The sequence below is a fragment of the Fictibacillus halophilus genome (assembly GCF_016401385.1).
GTDB classification, from domain to species: Bacteria; Bacillota; Bacilli; order Bacillales; family Fictibacillaceae; genus Fictibacillus; species Fictibacillus halophilus.
The window spans coordinates 2,092,224-2,110,695 of record NZ_JAEACF010000001.1; the positions used below are offsets into that span (position 1 = coordinate 2,092,224).

An 18,472-nucleotide genomic window follows, 5' to 3' on the forward strand; every position below is an offset into this window, starting at 1 on the left:
CACCCTTTTCTTAAAAAACCCCGTCTTTTTTAGACGGGGTATGCTATCTTAATAAATGGCTTTTGCGACTTTTTTACGGATTTTCTTAACACGTCGTGATGTCCAAAGATCACCAATATCTGAAAGATTATAGTTCATCTTAGACATTCTTGACATCCTCTTATTTCTCATCGCATATGTTGCCGCTCCAATACCAAGTGCGAAAAGAGAACTCATCGTCCTGCTCATGCTATATCACCTCGACATCAGAGATTTGTTTTTTTATGAAGTGGTTTCTCTATAAGTCAGATCTTGATCTTCAAACAAATCATCGAGTGATGTCAAAGAGCCGTCTTCTTCCACCTGATGAAGGGACAGTCTTCCTTTAACAATGGAAAGCTCAATAAAACAGTTCCAGCAATAATACTGGTTCACCCCGATTTTTCCAATATCTTTTCTACCGCAGTTCGGACATTCCACTTGCTCTCTCTCCTTTAAATTTACTTTTACAAGGGTGTCCTGAATTTATAGAAAATATACAGATAACAATTCTTGAAGGATCATGACTGTTAGAAAAACAAAAAAGAAATGTCCGACAAGATGACATCTTACATCTCTCGAACATTTCTAGTTTGTTTCGTTTAGAAGGGTATCATTCATTAAATCTTTTTCCAGTATGGTCTCTTGAAGACGAGATGTTAGACCAGAGTATCGTTCTGTTTCATCTGAACGTTCAACAGCCCAAGTAAATGCTTCTTGTTCTCCACAGAGAATCAGATATTCTTTACTTCTTGTTATTGCCGTATACAATAAATTCCGTTTTAGCATTCGGTAGTAGCTCTTTAAGATCGGAAGGATGACAATCGGATACTCACTGCCTTGTGATTTATGGATCGAACAGCAAAAAGCGTGAGTAAAATGATGAAATTCACTTCTTTTATACGTAACCTCAATCTCATCAAAACTAATAACGATCTGGTCTTCTTTATCTGTGTTCTCTCTTGCATAGATAACTGCCACGATCTCACCGATATCACCGTTGAAAACCTGATCTTCGGGTTGATTGACGAGCTGAAGCACTTTATCTCCTTTTCGATAGAAAACATTCGCGACCTGCAGCTGGCGCTGTTTTTGTTTTTCCGGGTTAAACAGACGCTGAAGTTCCATATTTAATCGATCAATTCCGACCGGCCCTTTGTACATTGGAGCTAACACTTGAATATCTCTAGAACTGTACCCTTTTTTTATGGCATTTTCACAAACTTGAAGGATAGCTTGAAACACTTGTTCACCTGAACACGCAAAAAAACGTCTGTCGCTTTGGGGAACGAGCAGATCATGCGGCACATTTCCGTTCTTCATCTCATGAGCTAATCGGATGATAGACGATCCTTCTGCTTGTCGATAGATATCCACTAATGAAGATTGTGGAACATGCTGAGCCTGTAATAGATCTTTTAAAACTTGACCAGGACCTACTGATGGTAACTGATCTTCATCCCCAACAAAAATGATCTGAATATGTGGTGGCAAAGCTTTTGCTAAAGAATGTGCAAGCCATATGTCGACCATCGACATCTCATCGACGATCAAAAGTTTTCCATCAATCTGTTCATCTTCATTTTTTTCAAAGGTACCGCCACCCTTCCATCCTAACAAGCGATGGATCGTGTGAGCCGGTATCCCTGTTGATTCAGTCATACGCTTTGCGGCTCGACCTGTTGGAGCAACGAGTAAAACGGGAAACGATTCTTTCTTTCCACGGTAATCATCAGGATTCAAACTCACACCATGAATCTCACTATAAAGTTCAACAATCCCTTTAATAACGGTAGTTTTTCCTGTTCCAGGTCCACCCGTCAGCACCATTAATGAAGAGGTTAATGCCTTTTTAATCGCCTCTTTTTGACTTTTCGCATATTTCATGTTGAGTCTTTTTTCAAGCGCTGATAGCTCAGCTTCCAATTTTGCATCTTCAATGTGATAATCGTTTTTTTGACTATGTAATAACTGATTCATTTTTTGAGCAAATCCACGCTCTGCGAAATAGAGAGACGGCAGATACACCACGTTTTCTTTTACGATCAATCGTTGCTCCGTCTCCATATCTTGAATCTCTCGAAAAATACTCATCTCATCAACAGTATTCTTTCCATCTGCTAGAAGTTTCCTAACACCTTCTAACAGTTCGTCCATCGGTAAATACGAGTGTCCAAGGTCTGTACCTTGTTCACGAAGCACAAACTGACAGGCAGCTTGAATTCGTTTTGGGTGATTGACTTGCATCCCATTGCCTTTTGCGATTTCATCAGCTCGGTGAAATCCGATTCCTGAAACATCCTCAATAAGTCGATACGGCTCTTCCTTAATGATTTTTACCGCTTCATCCTGATACGTTTGAAAGATCTTCATCGCGAGCTGCGGTCCGATCCCATAGGGTTGCACGGCCATCATTACTTGATCTAATCCTCGATTCTGCAATAGGGATTTCTGCAAACTTTCGGCTTGATCTTCTGTCAGTTTTGGAATCTGACTGATGTATTCCGGTGATTCTAAAAGCTTTGTGATCGCATCGTTCCCCATAACCTCTACGATATGCTCGGCTGTTTTCTTTCCAATCCCTTTAAATAGATCGCTCGAAAGATATTGAATCATAGCTTCTTTTGATTGTGGCATCTCTTTTTGAAACAGTTCAACTTCGTATTGCTTACCATATTTCGGATGATCTTTAAATTTTCCATAAAACAAATAAAGCTCATCTTCTCTTAACGGAGGGAGGATGCCTGTGATCATAACTTCTTTTTCGTTGTAATTTTCGTTCGTCTCTTTAACCCTGATTCTAGCGACTGTGTAAAGACTCTCCGCCTGATGATAAACAGTAGAGATCAACGTACCTTTTATATATTTTTTGATTTCTGAGATCTCATCTTCTAAATGAAAAGAAGGCTGCTGTGCCATAAAGCACCCCCTTTAATGGTTAGTGTTTTTACTTTCGATATTTCGTTTTCCATTCCCTGCTAAATAATGATCCGGCTGAATGTCTAACGCTTTTTGAAAGGCTTCAAGAGCTTCAGCGTTTTTGTCAAAATAACTATACGTCACGCCTAAGTTGTACCAAGCATCCGCATGTGTTTCATCACGTTCAACTACTTGTTCAAACGTTGTTGATGCAGACTCAATATCGCCTGTTCTTGCCTGACAGAGACCGAATTGAAACAATGCTTCATGATCTTGATCGTTGAGCTCAGTTGCTCTCATTAAGTAAGGAATTGCAAGCTTGTTCTCACCGAGTGAAACGAACGACATTCCTGTCATAAAATGAGTGTCACTATCTTGCAGACCGCCTTTGATGGCCTCTTGAAAAAGTTTTGCGCTTTTAGAGAATTCTTCAAGATGGTAGCAGGCAATACCTGCACCATAAAATGCGGCTACAGCATTTTCGTCAAGTGATAGAGCTTTATCAAAAAATTGAATCGCTTTTTCGTGTTCATGAACAGCAGAAAGTAAATTTCCGAAATTAATATAATGCACTGGATTTTCTGGATCTGCCTCAATCATGGATTCCAGACTTTTTGCAGCTTCTTCAAACTTTCCTTTTTGTAAATATTCAAGACCTTTTGAAGGTTCCATCTTCATTACCCCCACTTTTAATTTCCTTCAAAAGTATAACAAATGAAGGTAGCTCGCGCCTAATTTTTTGTGGATGCTTATTATGGGTTAGTGTTCAAGATTTTTGGAATCGCTCATAAATCTCTGGAATCGCTCATAAATCTCTGGAATCGCTCATAAATCTCTGGAATCGCTCATAAATCTCTGGAATCGCTCATAAATCTCTGGAATCGCTCATAAATCTCTGGAATCGCTCATGCAGCGAGCATAGGAATGCCGCTGCACGAGCACTACTAACAGCCCAATGCCCTCCGTAAATATTCATTAACGCAAAAAAACTGGCTAATTTACAGTTCTGTAATCTGCATAAGCCAGTTTTTCCACATTTTTTTATAGATAAGTGATCGCCTCGTCGTTTTTGTATACCGTGTCGATCGTTGCTCCACCTAAGCATACATCTCCGTCGTAAAAAACGACTGCTTGTCCTGGAGTAATAGCACGCTGTGCTTCATCAAAGACCACATGAAGCGTTTCATCCTCCATCACATGAACAGTTACACCCATGTCTGGCTGACGGTATCTGAATTTCGCTGTACATTTAAAAGTAGTAGGCATCGGCTTATCCGAAACAAACCCTGCCTTTACCGCTTTTAAACTGTCAGAATAAAGCTTTTCATTGTGAAACCCTTGTTCAACATACAATATATTGTCTTTTAAGTTCTTACCGACAACAAACCAAGGTTCTCCGCTTCCACCGATCCCAAGACCGTGACGCTGCCCAATGGTATGATACATCAATCCATCATGCTTGCCCTTCACTTCGCCTTCAAACGTTTGCATCTCACCAGGCTTTGCAGGCAGATACTGACTTAAGAATTCTTTGAAGTCTCTTTCTCCAATAAAGCAAATACCCGTAGAGTCTTTTTTCTTTGCAGTTGCGAGTCCTGCTGCCTCCGCAATCTTACGAATCTCAGGCTTCTTCAACTCGCCGATCGGAAACAATACGCGACGTAATTGATCTTGTGAGAGCTGGTTAAGAAAATACGTTTGATCCTTATTTTCATCAACTCCGCGAAGCATCTTAACTTCTCCATCTATTTCAGCCACACGTGCGTAATGGCCAGTTGCTACATAATCCGCACCTAAATTCATGGCGTGCTCAAGGAAAGCTTTGAATTTGATCTCCTTGTTGCACATTACATCAGGATTAGGTGTTCGTCCTGCTTTATATTCTTCCAAAAAGTACGTGAATACTTTGTCCCAGTATTCTTTTTCAAAATTCACTGCGTAATATGGAATGCCGATCTGGTTGCAGACCGCAATCACATCGTTATAATCTTCTGTTGCTGTGCATACGCCATTCTCATCGGTATCATCCCAGTTCTTCATGAAGATCCCGATTACATCATAGCCTTGCTCTTTTAGTAAAAGTGCGGCAACGGAAGAATCCACACCGCCGCTCATCCCAATAACTACTCGTGTATCTTGAGGTGCCTTTTTGTTTAATTCTGTTTGCACTGTGTCCACCTCATTTCATTCATATGACAAACATTGTAACTTATTTTGCTAAACGTTTCACGATTTTTGCTGTCTCATGAGCAGCAAATTCAATATCTTCTAATTTATTTCCTAGACCGAAGCTAAAACGAACAGATGATTTTGTCCTTTCATCTTCACCAAACATAGCTTTTAGAACATGCGAAGGTTCGTGTGAGCCTGCGGTACAAGCTGATCCGCTAGAAGCTGCGATACCAGCAAGATCTAGATTGACTAAAAGCACTTCGGTCTTCACACCAAGAAAACTTACGTTAAGAATGTGAGGAAGAAAATGATCAGGACTTCCATTCTCTATGAAAGATACCTCTTCTTCTTGCCATATTCTTTTCATCGTATCTCTAAAAGTTGTGTATTGATTAAAACGTTCTTCTCTTTCTTTTTCTGCGATAGATGCCGCTTTTCGTAATGCAGCGATTCCTGCTACATTCTCCGTTCCAGCACGGCGCTTACGCTCTTGCTCGCCGCCAAAGCCTTGAGGAAGAAAAGGTACGCCTTCTTTTACATATAGAAATCCTGTTCCTTTTGGGCTATTGATCTTATGACCAGAAGCACTTAACAGATCAATGTTCAGTTCATTCACATCAATCGAGATCAAGCCATAAGCTTGCACCGCATCGGTATGAAACAAGATCTCTTTTTCCTTCAAAAGACTTCCGATCTCTTTTATGTCTTGTGTTGTCCCTGTTTCATTGTTGCAATACATAATTGAAACGAGAATCGTATCTTCTCTTAGAGAACTTTTTAGTTCATCTAATGAAATCCTACCTTCATCATCAACGGACAAGTATGTTACATCATACCCTCTTTTTTCAAGCTCATGACATGTATGAAGTACAGCATGATGTTCTACTTCAGTCGTAATAACATGCTTCCCTTTGTTCTCTAGAGGAGAGACTGTACCTAGAATAGCAAGGTTATCACTTTCTGTACCGCCGCTTGTAAAAATGATTTCATTACGTGAAGCACCGATAGAAGTTGCAATCATGGTTCTCGCATCATCAAGAGCTTTACGAGTTTGCCTACCATATTGATGAATGCTAGAGGGATTCCCAAAATGTTCAGTTAGAAAAGGAATCATTTCTTCTATGACTTCAGGATGAACAGGAGAAGTTGCAGCGTGATCTAAATAAACGTTTTTCATTCCTCATTTCCTTCCTATATATAAAACATGTAAGCGTCCTGTGCGCCCTCATCTTCATAGTTTGCCAAATCTTCAAGTGTTGTTGAATCTAGCACATCTTTTACAGCATCTCTGATTTTAATCCAAAGATTTCTTTTCGCAGGCTCTTCGTCATCCAAAACTTCAACGGGAGAGATCGGTCCTTCAAGCACACGGATGATATCACCAGCAGTAATCGTGGATGCTTCTTTAGCCAGCATGTAACCACCATACGCACCGCGAATACTCTTAACGAGTCCTGCATTTCTTAGCGGGGCGATAAGCTGCTCTAAATAATGTTCAGATAGACTATATTCTTTTGCGATTAGTTTCAATGCGATCGGACCTTCACCGGATCTCTTTGCTAATGCCATCATGATGGTTAATCCGTACCGACCTTTTGTTGATATCTTCATATTGTTCACTCCGTTCTAAAACAAACTTCACTAATTTTTGGCAATACGGAAGGGTCCTGCCCACGATTGCTCCTATCGTTACACAAAAAAGGATCGTTCCGAACGAAACGGGTCCTTTTAACATCCAACCAAAAAACAGAACAACAAATTCCATTAAAAGTCGAATATTTGAAACTTTCATTCCCGATTTTTCTGTAAGAGCCAGCATCAGACTATCTCTTGGTCCTGCGCCGCAGTCTGATGAAATATATAGCCCGATTCCAAAACCTAAAATTAAGATTCCGATGATTAAGAACATCCATTTCCCAAAACCTGTTACAGGATCATGAAAAAAAGGAAGCCATAAATAAAAGTCAATAAACAAACCAACAGACACCATATTTAAAAAGGCACCTGATTGTGGTTTCTTTTTTGTTAGTAAGGATGTAGCTAAGATGACGAAGAATCCCATGATGATCGACCATGTTCCGATCGATAGCCCGAACTGTGCAAACAGTCCGATATGAAGAACGTCCCACGGAGCACTTCCGAGGTCTGCCTTAATCATAAGCGCGATTCCGAAGGCCATAATAAATAATCCAATAAAGAATACAGACCACTGAAACAAAAATTTGTTCCATCTTGAATGCTTTTGGTCTTTCACTGTGCAAAATCCTTCCCTATTAAGTTGTCTCAATTCGGTTAATTCCATAAATCTAAAGCTTATTATAGCATGAAATCATTTCAACTTGCATGATGTACTATTGTATAGTATTGTCATATGACGATTAGAACAAGTGTACGGAAGGATGATTGTAATGGACTTGTTTTCTTATAAAGATGAAAGCTCCCATTCTTTAAAAAGACCTCTTGCTAACCGCATGCGTCCAAGAAAAATAACGGAATTTATCGGCCAAGAGCATATTGCTGGAGAAGGTAAGCTATTAAGACGAGCGATCGAAGCCGATCAACTCACACCGATGATCTTTTTTGGACCTCCCGGAACGGGCAAAACGACTTTAGCAAAAATTATAGCGAATTCTACATCTGCATGGTTTGAACAACTCAATGCTGTTACGTCTGGAGTGGCTGATCTTAAGGTCATCATGGGAGCTGCGAGAGAACGATTATTATTAGAAGAAAAAAAGACGGTCCTCTTTATCGACGAGATCCACCGTTTTAACAAAAGTCAGCAAGATGCGCTCCTTCCTTACGTGGAAGACGGATCGGTTATCTTAATTGGTGCAACAACAGAAAGCCCGATGTTTGAGATCAACCCCGCTCTTCTATCTAGATCTCGGTTGTTTCGTTTTGAACCGCTAACAGATGAACATATAGCGAAAGTGATCGGGCAAGCTCTTTCTGATAAAGAGAGAGGATATGGTAAGCATCCGATCACCATGGAAAAGAATGCAATAGATCATGTCGTATCTATTTCAAACGGAGATGCAAGAACAGCACTTAATGCGGTAGAACTTGCTGTGTTAACAACGAAACCAGACAAAGACGGCAACATCACGATCACACTTGAGATCGCTGAAGAATCTATTCAACAAAGAGTCCTTCAATATGATAAAAAGGGAGACAACCATTATGATACAGTCTCCGCTTTTATTAAAAGCATCCGTGGTTCAGATCCTGATGCAGCTCTATATTGGCTGGCGAAAATGATTTATGCTGGCGAAGATCCTCGATTTATTGCTCGGCGCTTACTCGTTCATGCCGCAGAAGACGTCGGTCTCGCTGACCCAAACGCTTTGCTTGTTGCACATGCCGCTAGTTATGCAGCTGATTTTATCGGTATGCCTGAAGCTCGTATCCCACTTGCAGAAGCCACATTATACTTAGCTACTGCTCCTAAAAGCAATAAAGTAATAACAGGAATCGATAAAGCACTTGATGCTGTCAAAAAAGAAAAAACCGGTCTCGTTCCGATTCATCTTCGGGATGCTCATTATAAAGGAGCAAAACAGCTTCAACATGGCGAGGACTATAAATATCCTCATAACTTTGAAGATGGGTACGTACCACAAGAATATTTACCAAAACATCTGCAGGGTAAGACTTTTTATGAGCCTACTGAACGTGGATTCGAAAAGAATATAAAGAAGCGTCTAGACTATTTTGATAATCGCAAGAAAAAGGGAAAGTAAATCTATGAGACTTTATAACTTAGCAAACTAGCAAAAGTTCTTCAGTTGTGTGTATAGGATTCTCTCTGATTGGTAAACATGAAAATATCAAATGAATATTTTTGTAGCTAAGGAGAGGATTACCTTGTCAAAAATCAGACAGGACGCCTGGTCAGAAGAAGACGATCTATTGCTTGCCGAAACGGTCTTACGCCATGTGCGTGAGGGAAGCACACAGTTGCATGCTTTTGAAGAGGTTGGAGATAAATTAGAACGTACGAGTGCAGCAGTTGGTTTTAGATGGAATGCCATCGTGAGAAAAAAATACGAGCAAGCATTAAAGATTGCTAAAAAGCAAAGAAAAGAACGTCAGCGTGCGCTAGCAAGGTCACAGCAGCAACAACAGCCTAAACCTGTAGCTAAACCTGCACAAACGATAAGTAATACACCACAGATGCACGATGATGAAACCTATCATCCAGAAGAATTCTTTAGAACACCATTTTCGTATGAAAGAAACACATCAGCACCAGCTCCTGTTGCTTCGCCACCTGCTGTTCAAGAACAACCGAGTTATGTTCAGCAAACTGAAGCAGAAGCACCAGAAGTTACGAGCTTACAAGGAGCACAACAGCCTTCATCACCGAATACCTATCGTCAGCCATCACAAGCTAGTAATGAAAGTAGTCTTACACTTGATGAAGTCATAGATTTTCTGAGTGGATTAAAGCGAAACGGTATGTCGAGCGGCAAGCTCGTTCAAGAAAACATGGAACTTCGCCTTCAGATGAACGAGTTAATGCAGCAGAACAAAGTGATGAAAGATCAGCTAGCTGTTCTTGAGAAAGAGCATCAAACGGTTCAGGAAGATTACCAAGCACTCATCCAAATTATGGACCGTGCAAGAAAAATGGTACTCTTTCAAGACGAAGATGCGAATCCGAACGTTACCTTCCGCATGGATAAGAACGGAAATCTAGAGAAACTAGCAAAATAAAATTAGATGACTCATAGGGTTAAACGCTAACTCACATGAGTCATTTTTTGTGTTGATGTTCGCTATAACAGAAAAAAGTCCTGACTTTGATCAGTCAGAACTTTTTATATTTATCGTACTCTTTCAATCTTTATATGGTTATCTTCAATAATTTTGTTAATCACGTAACCTGCCATGTAAAGTCCTGAAACAGATGGTACGAATGCGTTTGAAGATGGCGGCATCTTCGCCTTTCGAATGCCAGGAGCGTTCTCAGGTACGATTTCTTTCCGAATCTCTTCGCGGATCTGGATTGGTTTTTCATCAGAGAATACGACCGGTATTCCTTTTGTGATTCCTTCTTTTCTTAGACGCTGGCGAATGACCTTAGCGATTGGGTCATAGCTCGTCTTAGAGATATCAACGATTTGAAGACGTGTTGGATCCAGTTTGTTCGCAACTCCCATGCTCGAGATGATCGGAATTTTGCGGTTCAAACATTCTTTCATAAGGTGGATCTTATAGGAGATCGTATCCGATGCATCGACTACAAAATCAAGTCCATATTCAAAGATTTGTTCATATGTTTCTTCTGTATAGAACATCTTAAGAGCGATAACTTCACACTCTGGATTAATAAGCGCAATTCTTTCTTTCATAAGATCTACCTTTGGCTGTCCAACGGTATTTACAAGTGCATGTATTTGACGATTCACATTCGTGATATCGACGTCATCTTTATCGATAAGGATCAAACGTCCAACTCCTGAGCGAGCTAGTGCTTCAGCCGAAAAGGAGCCTACTCCCCCGATTCCAAGCACTGCGACAGTTGAGTTCTTTAAGACCTCTATCCCATCTTTTCCAATGGCAAGTTCATTTCTTGAGAACTGATAAAGCATATATAACGAAATCTCCTTTCAGACGTGCACATAAAATAAAGAAAATGCATCTTTATCAGCATATCCACTTTTGAAAACAAAATCAATATGCTTACTTGGTTTTTTTCGCACAAAAAAATGAGCCCCAAAAATGCCGTATACCCTTAGTTTTGAACCTGCTCTCGCAGGTGGGTGCCCTGTTTCGCATTTTGTCCGTCCCCTAGCTTTCAGGGCATGGACGCTGTGTGAAAACACAAACTCCCTAATACTTAATGTTGGCTCAAAACTTTCGGGTTGTTAACGGTCACCATAGGACCCATCGCTTAAATTCATACTATCACACGAATAAATCAAATACAAGACAAAATGTGTCTCTTTATAAAACGATTCGTATTTTTCTAAATATTCACTTACTTGCTTTCTTGCTTCACTTTTACAGATAGATGAAGTTCATCAAGCTGCTTTTCATTTACAGCCGATGGTGCATTCGTCAATAGGCACGATGCAGAAGCTGTTTTCGGAAAAGCAATCGTGTCTCTTAAGTTACTTCTTCCTGCCAGTAGCATCACCATTCGATCTAGCCCTAACGCAATACCACCATGTGGAGGCGTTCCGTATTCAAATGCCTCTAATAGGAATCCAAACTCTTCGCGTGCTGCTTCCTCGGTGAATCCTAATGTTTTAAACATTTTTTCTTGAACGTCACGTTGGTAGATACGCTGAGATCCACCGCCTAGCTCATATCCGTTAAGAACTAAGTCGTACGCTTGTGCTCTTACTTCAGCAGGGTTGGAATCCATCAGGTGTAAATCTTCTGTCTTCGGCATTGTGAATGGATGGTGAAGCGCCACAAAACGATCTGCATCCTCATCGTATTCAACTAGCGGGAAATCAACGACCCACAGGAAATTGTATTTAGATTGATCGATCAGATCTAAATCTTTTGCTAGCTTTTGTCTTAATGCACCTAAGCTGTCTGCTACTACGGACGGTTTATCTGCTACAAACAACAACAGATCTCCTTCTTCTGCTTGTAGCGCGTTCATTATGTTAGCCGCATCTTCTTCGTTAAAGAACTTTGAAATAGGTCCTTTTAATCCTTCAGCTTCTACTTTCATCCAAGCAAGACCTTTTGCTCCATATCGAGCAGTGAATTCAGTCAGACCATCGATGTCTTTTCTAGAATAGTTTGCTGCTTTACCTTTAACGTTGATCGCTTTAACTTGCCCACCGTTTTCAACTGCTGCTGCAAATACTTTAAATCCAGAATTCTTAACGATCTCTGAAACATTGATAAGTTCAAGACCGAAACGCGTATCTGGTTTATCAGAACCATAACGGTCCATTGCTTCTTTATATGTCATTCTTGGGAACGGTTTTGGAATCTCTACACCTTTTACTTTTTTCACGAGCCCTGTCATCATCTCTTCCATCATGGCTAAAAGAGGTTCTTGACCCATAAATGAAGTTTCGATATCGACTTGTGTAAATTCAGGCTGACGATCTGCACGCAAATCTTCGTCTCTGAAACAACGAACGATCTGGTAGTATTTTTCAAAACCTGAAACCATCAATAGCTGTTTAAATAATTGTGGAGATTGCGGTAATGCATAGAATTCTCCTGGGTGCACACGGCTCGGTACTAGATAGTCACGCGCTCCTTCTGGTGTGCTCTTCGTAAGCATCGGTGTTTCCATCTCCATAAATTCATCGTTCTCAAGGAAGTTACGGATATAGCGAGTTACTTCATGTCTCATCTTCAACGTTTCCTGCATGATCGGACGTCGAAGATCAAGATAGCGATATTTCAGACGAATGTCTTCTGTAATATCCATATCTTCACTGATAGAGAAAGGCGGTGTTTTTGCACTGTTTAAAATCTTGACTTCTTCTCCAGAGATTTCAATCTTACCGGTATTCATAGCTGGGTTAACCGTACTTGGGTCACGCTCAAGAACGTTTCCTGTGATCGTAAGTACATATTCACTTCTTACTTTTTCAGCCGTTTCTAATGCTTCAGGTGATACTTCTGGTGAAAAGACGATTTGTACTACACCAGAACGGTCACGAAGGTCGATGAAGATCAATCCGCCTAAGTCACGTCTTTTTTGTACCCAACCTGTTATTGTTACTTTTTCACCGATATATTGTTCTGTAATCTTTCCGCATTGATGTGTGCGATATTCCATGAGATGTGTCCTCCTTATTTACGTTGCTTTTAAAAATGTGCTCAACTCTTCAATCGCTACTTCCGACTGTTCTCCGGAATCCATATTCTTCACGTTGATGATTCCTTTAGATAGTTCTTCTTCACCTAAAATAGCTACAAACTTTGCTTTTAATCGGTCAGCTGCTTTAAATTGTGCTTTCATCTTTTTATCTAAATAATCTTTGTCACTCTTAATCCCTGCTTGACGAAGCTGACTTAAGATCGCTACTGATTTTTGCTTCGCTTCGTCACCTAGTGCTACAACGTAACAATCTAAGTCTTCTTCTGTTTCAAGTGTGATGCCTTCTGCTTCAAGTGCTAATAACAAACGTTCTAAGCTCATCGCAAATCCGATGCTTGGTGTAGCTGGTCCTCCAAGATCTTCAACAAGACCATTGTATCTGCCGCCTCCACTAAGCGTTGTGATGGCACCAAAACCTTCAGCTTCACTCATGATCTCAAATGCAGTGTGGTTATAATAATCAAGTCCACGTACGAGTGTAGGATCGATCACATACTCGATGTTCATGGCATTCAAGCTGTTTTTTACTTCTTCAAAATACGTTTTTGATTCTTCGTTTAAGTGTTCAAGGATCGATGGAGCGCTCTTCATTAGTTCATGATCTCGGTCTTTTTTACAATCTAGAATTCTTAAAGGATTCTTCAATAATCGATTTTGGCAATCGGAACAGAACTCATTGATTCTTGGCTCAAAGTGTGCGATCAAAGCTTCCTTATGAGATTTACGGCTGTCAGCATCTCCTAACGTATTCAACACAAGTCGGAGCTTTTTTAACCCAAGCTCTTTGTAAACAGTCATCGCAAGCGAGATTACTTCTGCATCAATTGCAGGATCCGCTGAACCCATCGCTTCAATACCGAACTGTACAAATTGACGATATCGACCAGCTTGTGGTCTTTCATAACGGAACATCGGCTGGATGTAAAATAGTTTTACAGGCTGGCCGGGTAGTCCGAACATTTTATTTTCAACATAAGAGCGAGTTACAGGTGCTGTTCCTTCTGGTCGAAGAGTTAAGCTACGGTCGCCTCGATCATTGAATGTATACATCTCTTTTTGAACGATATCTGTTGAGTCGCCTACACCCCTTTGAAACAGATCTGTGTGTTCAAAGATCGGCGTTCGAATCTCTTTATAATTGAATCGCGCTGATACTTCTTTTGCTTTTTGTTCGATCAGCTGCCATTTTTCTACTTCTCCTGGGAGTATATCTTTCGTTCCCCTTGGAATATTAATACTCATTTTCTTTCATCCTCCCGTTTTTTACATGTTGGTTAAAATCATGTTTTCGCGTATTCTGTTGGTTTTTTTGAAAGTGTTGATTTCCGCTCCAGATGCTCGCTTTCCGCGGGGTGTGCGGTGAGCCTCCTAGCGCTATGCGCTGTTAGGAGTCTCACATCTTGCGCTCCAATCAACGTGTCAAAGAAGAGAGTCGAAAACAATCTCATTAAGGTACAAAATTTTAGAAAACAACCAAATAAAAAAATCCCGTCCCTTATGAAATTAGTCATTTCATAAGGGACGGGATTTCCCGCGGTGCCACCCTGCTTCGAAGCTATAAAAAGCTTCCTCATTATGCAAGTAACGATTGCCCACGTGTAACTCTACTGAGGTCAAAACTTAACCGTTCGAATTAAAACCTATGAAGTGTCTTTCACTTTATCATCAGGGAGAGATACTTTCAGCCATGGTATCTCATCTCTAACCCTGTGGGGTAAAGCTACTTTTCTTCGTCATCAGTTTTCATTTTGGAATTGTAGATTATCATACTTTTAGATGGGGTGTGATGTCAATAGTTTTCGCGTTTTATTTTTTTCTTTAACTGATTCACTTGATATAGATTCATTCCAAACTCTTCAGCAAGTTCCATCGTGTTTGCTGATTTTTCAAGAGAAAGAAAATCATGAAAGCTCAACTGCTTCCATTGAGGGACCTCTTCAATGCCTTTCCGGTTCTGCCTCATAAAAAATCCTCCACCTTTTTTGATTTAGTCTTTCCATCAAGGCGGAGGTTTCATTCAAGATTATTATATTTTAGAGTCCATGATTAAGGTTACCGGTCCATCATTCGTAAACGAGACATCCATCATCGCGCCAAATACACCTGTTTCCACATGTACACCTAAACTTTTTAGCTTGTCATTAAAATAGTCATACATTGTGATAGCATGATCTGGTTTAGCAGCATCCATGAAGTTTGGACGTCTTCCCTTTTTCGTGTCACCGTATAACGTGAACTGTGAAATAGAAAGGATACTTCCTTCTGTATCCTTTAAAGAAAGATTCATCTTTTCATTTTCATCTTCAAATATGCGAAGATTTACGATCTTTTCTGCTAGATAATCCGCATCTTTTTCTGTATCTTCATGTGTGACACCAACTAAGAGCACAATGCCTTTATCAATTCTGCCTTTTACTTCAGAATCCACTAAGACCTTCGCCTCTTTGGAACGCTGTAATACTATTTTCATTGCAGAATCACTTCCTTAACTCCTATTGCATCAATCTTCTAACCGCATATATGTCAGGAATTCTTTTAATTCGTTCGACCACTTTTTGAAGGTGGCTGACGTTGTGAATCGAGATCGACATACTGATCGTTGCCATCTTGTTGCGATCTGACTTGCCGCTTACGGCTGTAATATTCGTTTTCGTTTCTGCAACTGCATGCAGAACCTCATTTAGAAGGCCGCGACGATCAAAACCATTAATCTCAATATCGACGTTATAATTTTTTGGTTGCTCTAAATTGCCTTCCCATTCAACCGGTAAGAGCCGTACTTGTGCATCTTCGTTGTGTACATTGACACAATCCTCACGGTGAACAGAAACACCACGACCTTTTGTGATATAACCAACAATGTCATCTCCAGGCACTGGATTACAACATTTAGATAAACGAATCAGCATGTTATCAATGCCTTTAACTACGATACCAGAATCTGTTCTTCGTTTTGGTTCCGGCTTTTCAGCGGAATCTCTAATCGCATCAAGTAACTCAGAATTATCCGGATCCTGCTCTTTTTTGCGTCGAACTTTATCCGTTAATCGAGTAGCGATCTGTGCTGCGGTAATGCCGTTGTATCCTACAGCAGCGTACATATCTTCTTCGCCTGCAAAGTTATACTTTTGGGCGACATATTGAATGTTATCATTCGTAAAAATGTCTTTCAGATCGTATCCGCGATTCTTGATTTCTTTTTCAACAAGCTCTTTACCTTTTGCGACGTTCTCTTCTCTTCTCTCACGCTTAAACCATTGACGAATCTTGTTTTTCGCATGAGAACTCTGGGTGATCTTCAGCCAATCCTGACTCGGGCCGTAGGAATGTTTGCTCGTTAAGATCTCGATAATATCTCCCGTTTTCAAACGATAATCTAACGTAACCATCTTTCCGTTAACTTTTGCACCGATGCATCTGTTACCAATCTCGGTATGAATGCGATACGCAAAATCAATAGGAACCGATCCTGACGGCAGCTCATAAACATCTCCCTTTGGAGTGAACACGAACACCATATCAGAGAAAAGGTCGACCTTAAGTGATTCCATAAATTCTTCAGCATCCACAACATCGTTTTGCCATTCAAGAATTTCACGGAACCATGTTAATTTATTTTCAAATGAGCTCACAGGTGCTTTCGTTGCACCCTCTTTGTATGCCCAGTGGGCTGCAATCCCGTATTCAGCTACGCGATGCATATCAGACGTTCTGATCTGGACCTCCAAAGGATCGCCTTTTGGTCCGATTACCGTCGTATGAAGAGACTGGTACATATTTGCTTTTGGCATAGCGATATAATCTTTAAAACGGCCAGGCATCGGCTTGTAAGCCGTATGGATGATACCAAGGGCTGCATAACAATCTTTAATATTCTGAACGATAATACGAACAGCTAAAAGGTCATAGATCTCATTGAACTGTTTTCCTTGTTTTGCCATTTTTCGATAGATGCTATAGATATGTTTCGGTCTTCCAGAGATATCAACTTGAATGTTAACTTCTTTAAGCTTGCTCTTCATCTCATCCATCACTTGATGAACATACTCTTCCCGTTCAGCACGCTTTTGCTGCATCAAGTTAACGATTCTATAGTATTGCTGTGGATTTAGGTATCTTAAAGAAACATCTTCAAGCTCCCACTTTATTGTAGAAATCCCAAGGCGATGGGCAAGCGGAGCGAAGATCTCAAGTGTCTCATTCGCTTTTTGAATCTGTTTTTCTTTTGGCATATGCTTTAATGTGCGCATATTGTGAAGACGATCAGCTAACTTGATCAAGATACAACGAATATCTTGTGCCATAGCGACAAACATCTTCCGATGGTTCTCAGCCTGCTGCTCTTCTTTTGACTTGAACTTGATCTTCTTCAGCTTCGTAACACCATCAACAAGCATTGCCACTTCTTCATTAAATTGAGTGGAAATATCCTTGAGTGTGATGGGTGTGTCTTCGACTACATCATGAAGAAACCCTGCTGCTACAGTCACAGGATCCATCTGCAGGTTCACCAGAATTGCTGCTACTTCAACAGGATGATGAATATAGGGCTCTCCCGATTTACGGAATTGTCCCTCGTGTGCATTCTTTGCGTATTCATAAGCCTTCGTGATGAAGCTTAAATCGTCTTTAGAAAGATAGCTCTCCGCTTTTTGCAATACTTCCTCAATCGTCATGGAATCACCTTACGTTGTCATTGTATATTGCTTCTATTATCGTTAAATTGGTCCTTCATGTAAAGCAAAAAAACGAAATTTGTCGAATGATTGGGCAGATTTTGTGACAGGATTGTAAAAAAAACGCTTTTTTTGAAAGTAGTTGATTTCCGCTCCAGGTGCTTCGCTTTCCGCGGGGCGACCGGTGAGCCCCTTGCCGCTTTGCGCCGTTAAGGGTCTCACCTGACCGCTCGTCCCGCAGGAGTCTCGCCACCTTCCGCTCCAATCAACTTGCAATGAAGTAAAAAAATATCGCAAACCTATTAGAAAAGCACTTAAAAAAGAGCTCCTCAAAAAGGAACTCTTTTATTTATTAGTATTGAGTTAATGTGAAGATATCATAACCTGAAAGTTTCTTACGGCCATCTAAGTAAGTAAGTTCGATCATGAATGCGATTCCTGCTACTACTCCACCAAGCTCTTCTACAAGCTTGATCGTTGCTTCGATCGTTCCACCTGTTGCGAGTAGGTCGTCTGTGATCAAGACTCTTTGTCCTGGTTTGATCGCGTCTTTATGCATCGTTAAAACATCTTTACCATACTCAAGACCATAATCAACTTTGATTACTTCACGAGGAAGTTTTCCTTCTTTACGGACAGGGACGAATCCTAATCCTAACGTGTAAGCTACAGGGCAGCCTACGATAAATCCACGTGCTTCAGGTCCGACGATTACATCAACCTGTTTTTCTTTTGCGTATACAGCAATGTCATCCATCGCTTGTTTATATACTGCACCATCAGACATTAGTGAAGTAATATCTTTAAAACGAATGCCTTCGATTGGGAAGTTCTCTACTACTGAAATAAACGGCTTATAATCCATGAATCTTGCCTCCTG

Annotated in this window: 17 protein-coding genes, 1 other RNA gene and 1 other annotated feature; of the genes, 2 read left to right on the forward strand and 16 right to left on the reverse strand. The window is 40.5% G+C overall.

The genetic code is table 11. The annotated features are described in order from the left end of the window. Positions 1–48 precede the first annotated feature (48 nt). The 8 genes from I5J82_RS10985 to I5J82_RS11020 form a co-directional block, all read right to left on the reverse strand. Positions 49–228, reverse strand: coding sequence for a DUF3918 domain-containing protein (locus I5J82_RS10985; protein ID WP_144698875.1), 180 nt, complete (start codon positions 226–228; stop codon positions 49–51). 33 nt (positions 229–261) lie between these two features. Beyond that, entirely contained in the window at positions 262–459 is a 198-nt protein-coding gene (locus I5J82_RS10990; protein ID WP_198767884.1) for a hypothetical protein, read from the reverse strand. Positions 460–606: 147 nt separating this feature from the next. Beyond that, positions 607–2,937, reverse strand: coding sequence for an SF1B family DNA helicase RecD2 (gene recD2 / locus I5J82_RS10995; protein ID WP_198767885.1), 2,331 nt, complete (start codon positions 2,935–2,937; stop codon positions 607–609). A 12-nt stretch (positions 2,938–2,949) separates the two neighbouring features. Beyond that, complete coding sequence (locus I5J82_RS11000) at positions 2,950–3,609, reverse strand: tetratricopeptide repeat protein (protein WP_198767886.1); 660 nt, start codon at positions 3,607–3,609, stop codon at positions 2,950–2,952. A gap of 369 nt (positions 3,610–3,978) precedes the next feature. Further along, positions 3,979–5,106 carry a tRNA 2-thiouridine(34) synthase MnmA gene (gene mnmA, locus I5J82_RS11005; protein WP_198767887.1) on the reverse strand — a complete coding sequence of 376 codons (1,128 nt, stop codon included), beginning with the start codon at positions 5,104–5,106 and terminating at the stop codon, positions 3,979–3,981. Positions 5,107–5,146: 40 nt separating this feature from the next. Beyond that, complete coding sequence (locus I5J82_RS11010) at positions 5,147–6,286, reverse strand: cysteine desulfurase family protein (protein WP_198767888.1); 1,140 nt, start codon at positions 6,284–6,286, stop codon at positions 5,147–5,149. Between the two features lie 14 nt (positions 6,287–6,300). Continuing rightward, positions 6,301–6,720 (reverse strand): cysteine metabolism transcriptional regulator CymR, encoded by a 420-nt coding sequence (gene cymR, locus I5J82_RS11015; RefSeq protein WP_144698865.1) that lies wholly within the window; start codon positions 6,718–6,720, stop codon positions 6,301–6,303. Beyond that, on the reverse strand, positions 6,653–7,363 hold the full coding sequence (locus I5J82_RS11020; RefSeq protein WP_332873654.1) for a YczE/YyaS/YitT family protein: 711 nt from the start codon (positions 7,361–7,363) through the stop codon (positions 6,653–6,655). Before I5J82_RS11020 ends, cymR begins: the two co-directional genes overlap by 68 nt. 154 nt (positions 7,364–7,517) lie before the next feature. On the opposite strand from I5J82_RS11020, the gene I5J82_RS11025 reads away from it, so the two are divergent. Both I5J82_RS11025 and I5J82_RS11030 read left to right on the forward strand, forming a co-directional pair. Continuing rightward, entirely contained in the window at positions 7,518–8,852 is a 1,335-nt protein-coding gene (locus tag I5J82_RS11025; RefSeq protein WP_198767890.1) for an AAA family ATPase, read from the forward strand. A 124-nt stretch (positions 8,853–8,976) separates the two neighbouring features. Further along, complete coding sequence (locus I5J82_RS11030) at positions 8,977–9,828, forward strand: RsfA family transcriptional regulator (protein WP_198767891.1); 852 nt, start codon at positions 8,977–8,979, stop codon at positions 9,826–9,828. A 110-nt stretch (positions 9,829–9,938) separates the two neighbouring features. Here the strand turns inward: I5J82_RS11030 and I5J82_RS11035 are convergent, their stop codons facing one another. The 8 genes from I5J82_RS11035 to I5J82_RS11070 all read right to left on the reverse strand — a co-directional run bounded on the left by I5J82_RS11035 (position 9,939) and on the right by I5J82_RS11070 (position 18,457). Then, complete coding sequence (locus I5J82_RS11035) at positions 9,939–10,706, reverse strand: tRNA threonylcarbamoyladenosine dehydratase (RefSeq protein ID WP_198767892.1); 768 nt, start codon at positions 10,704–10,706, stop codon at positions 9,939–9,941. 117 nt (positions 10,707–10,823) lie between these two features. Continuing rightward, positions 10,824–11,004: non-coding RNA, 6S RNA (gene ssrS, locus I5J82_RS11040), on the reverse strand. Positions 11,005–11,095: 91 nt separating this feature from the next. After that, on the reverse strand, positions 11,096–12,874 hold the full coding sequence (gene aspS / locus I5J82_RS11045) for an aspartate--tRNA ligase (protein ID WP_198767893.1): 1,779 nt from the start codon (positions 12,872–12,874) through the stop codon (positions 11,096–11,098). Positions 12,875–12,892: 18 nt separating this feature from the next. Continuing rightward, complete coding sequence (gene hisS, locus I5J82_RS11050; protein WP_198767894.1) at positions 12,893–14,158, reverse strand: histidine--tRNA ligase; 1,266 nt, start codon at positions 14,156–14,158, stop codon at positions 12,893–12,895. A gap of 272 nt (positions 14,159–14,430) precedes the next feature. Next, positions 14,431–14,662: a binding site (T-box leader), on the reverse strand. A gap of 43 nt (positions 14,663–14,705) precedes the next feature. Next, positions 14,706–14,879, reverse strand: a complete 174-nt coding sequence (locus I5J82_RS11055; protein WP_198767895.1) for a hypothetical protein — start codon at positions 14,877–14,879, stop codon at positions 14,706–14,708. 63 nt (positions 14,880–14,942) lie between these two features. Further along, positions 14,943–15,386, reverse strand: a complete 444-nt coding sequence (gene dtd, locus I5J82_RS11060; protein ID WP_198767896.1) for a D-aminoacyl-tRNA deacylase — start codon at positions 15,384–15,386, stop codon at positions 14,943–14,945. Positions 15,387–15,408: 22 nt separating this feature from the next. Next, positions 15,409–17,592 carry a RelA/SpoT family protein gene (locus tag I5J82_RS11065; RefSeq protein WP_144698849.1) on the reverse strand — a complete coding sequence of 728 codons (2,184 nt, stop codon included), beginning with the start codon at positions 17,590–17,592 and terminating at the stop codon, positions 15,409–15,411. Positions 17,593–17,944: 352 nt separating this feature from the next. Continuing rightward, complete coding sequence (locus tag I5J82_RS11070; RefSeq protein ID WP_144698846.1) at positions 17,945–18,457, reverse strand: adenine phosphoribosyltransferase; 513 nt, start codon at positions 18,455–18,457, stop codon at positions 17,945–17,947. Between the last annotated feature and the right edge of the window lie 15 nt (positions 18,458–18,472).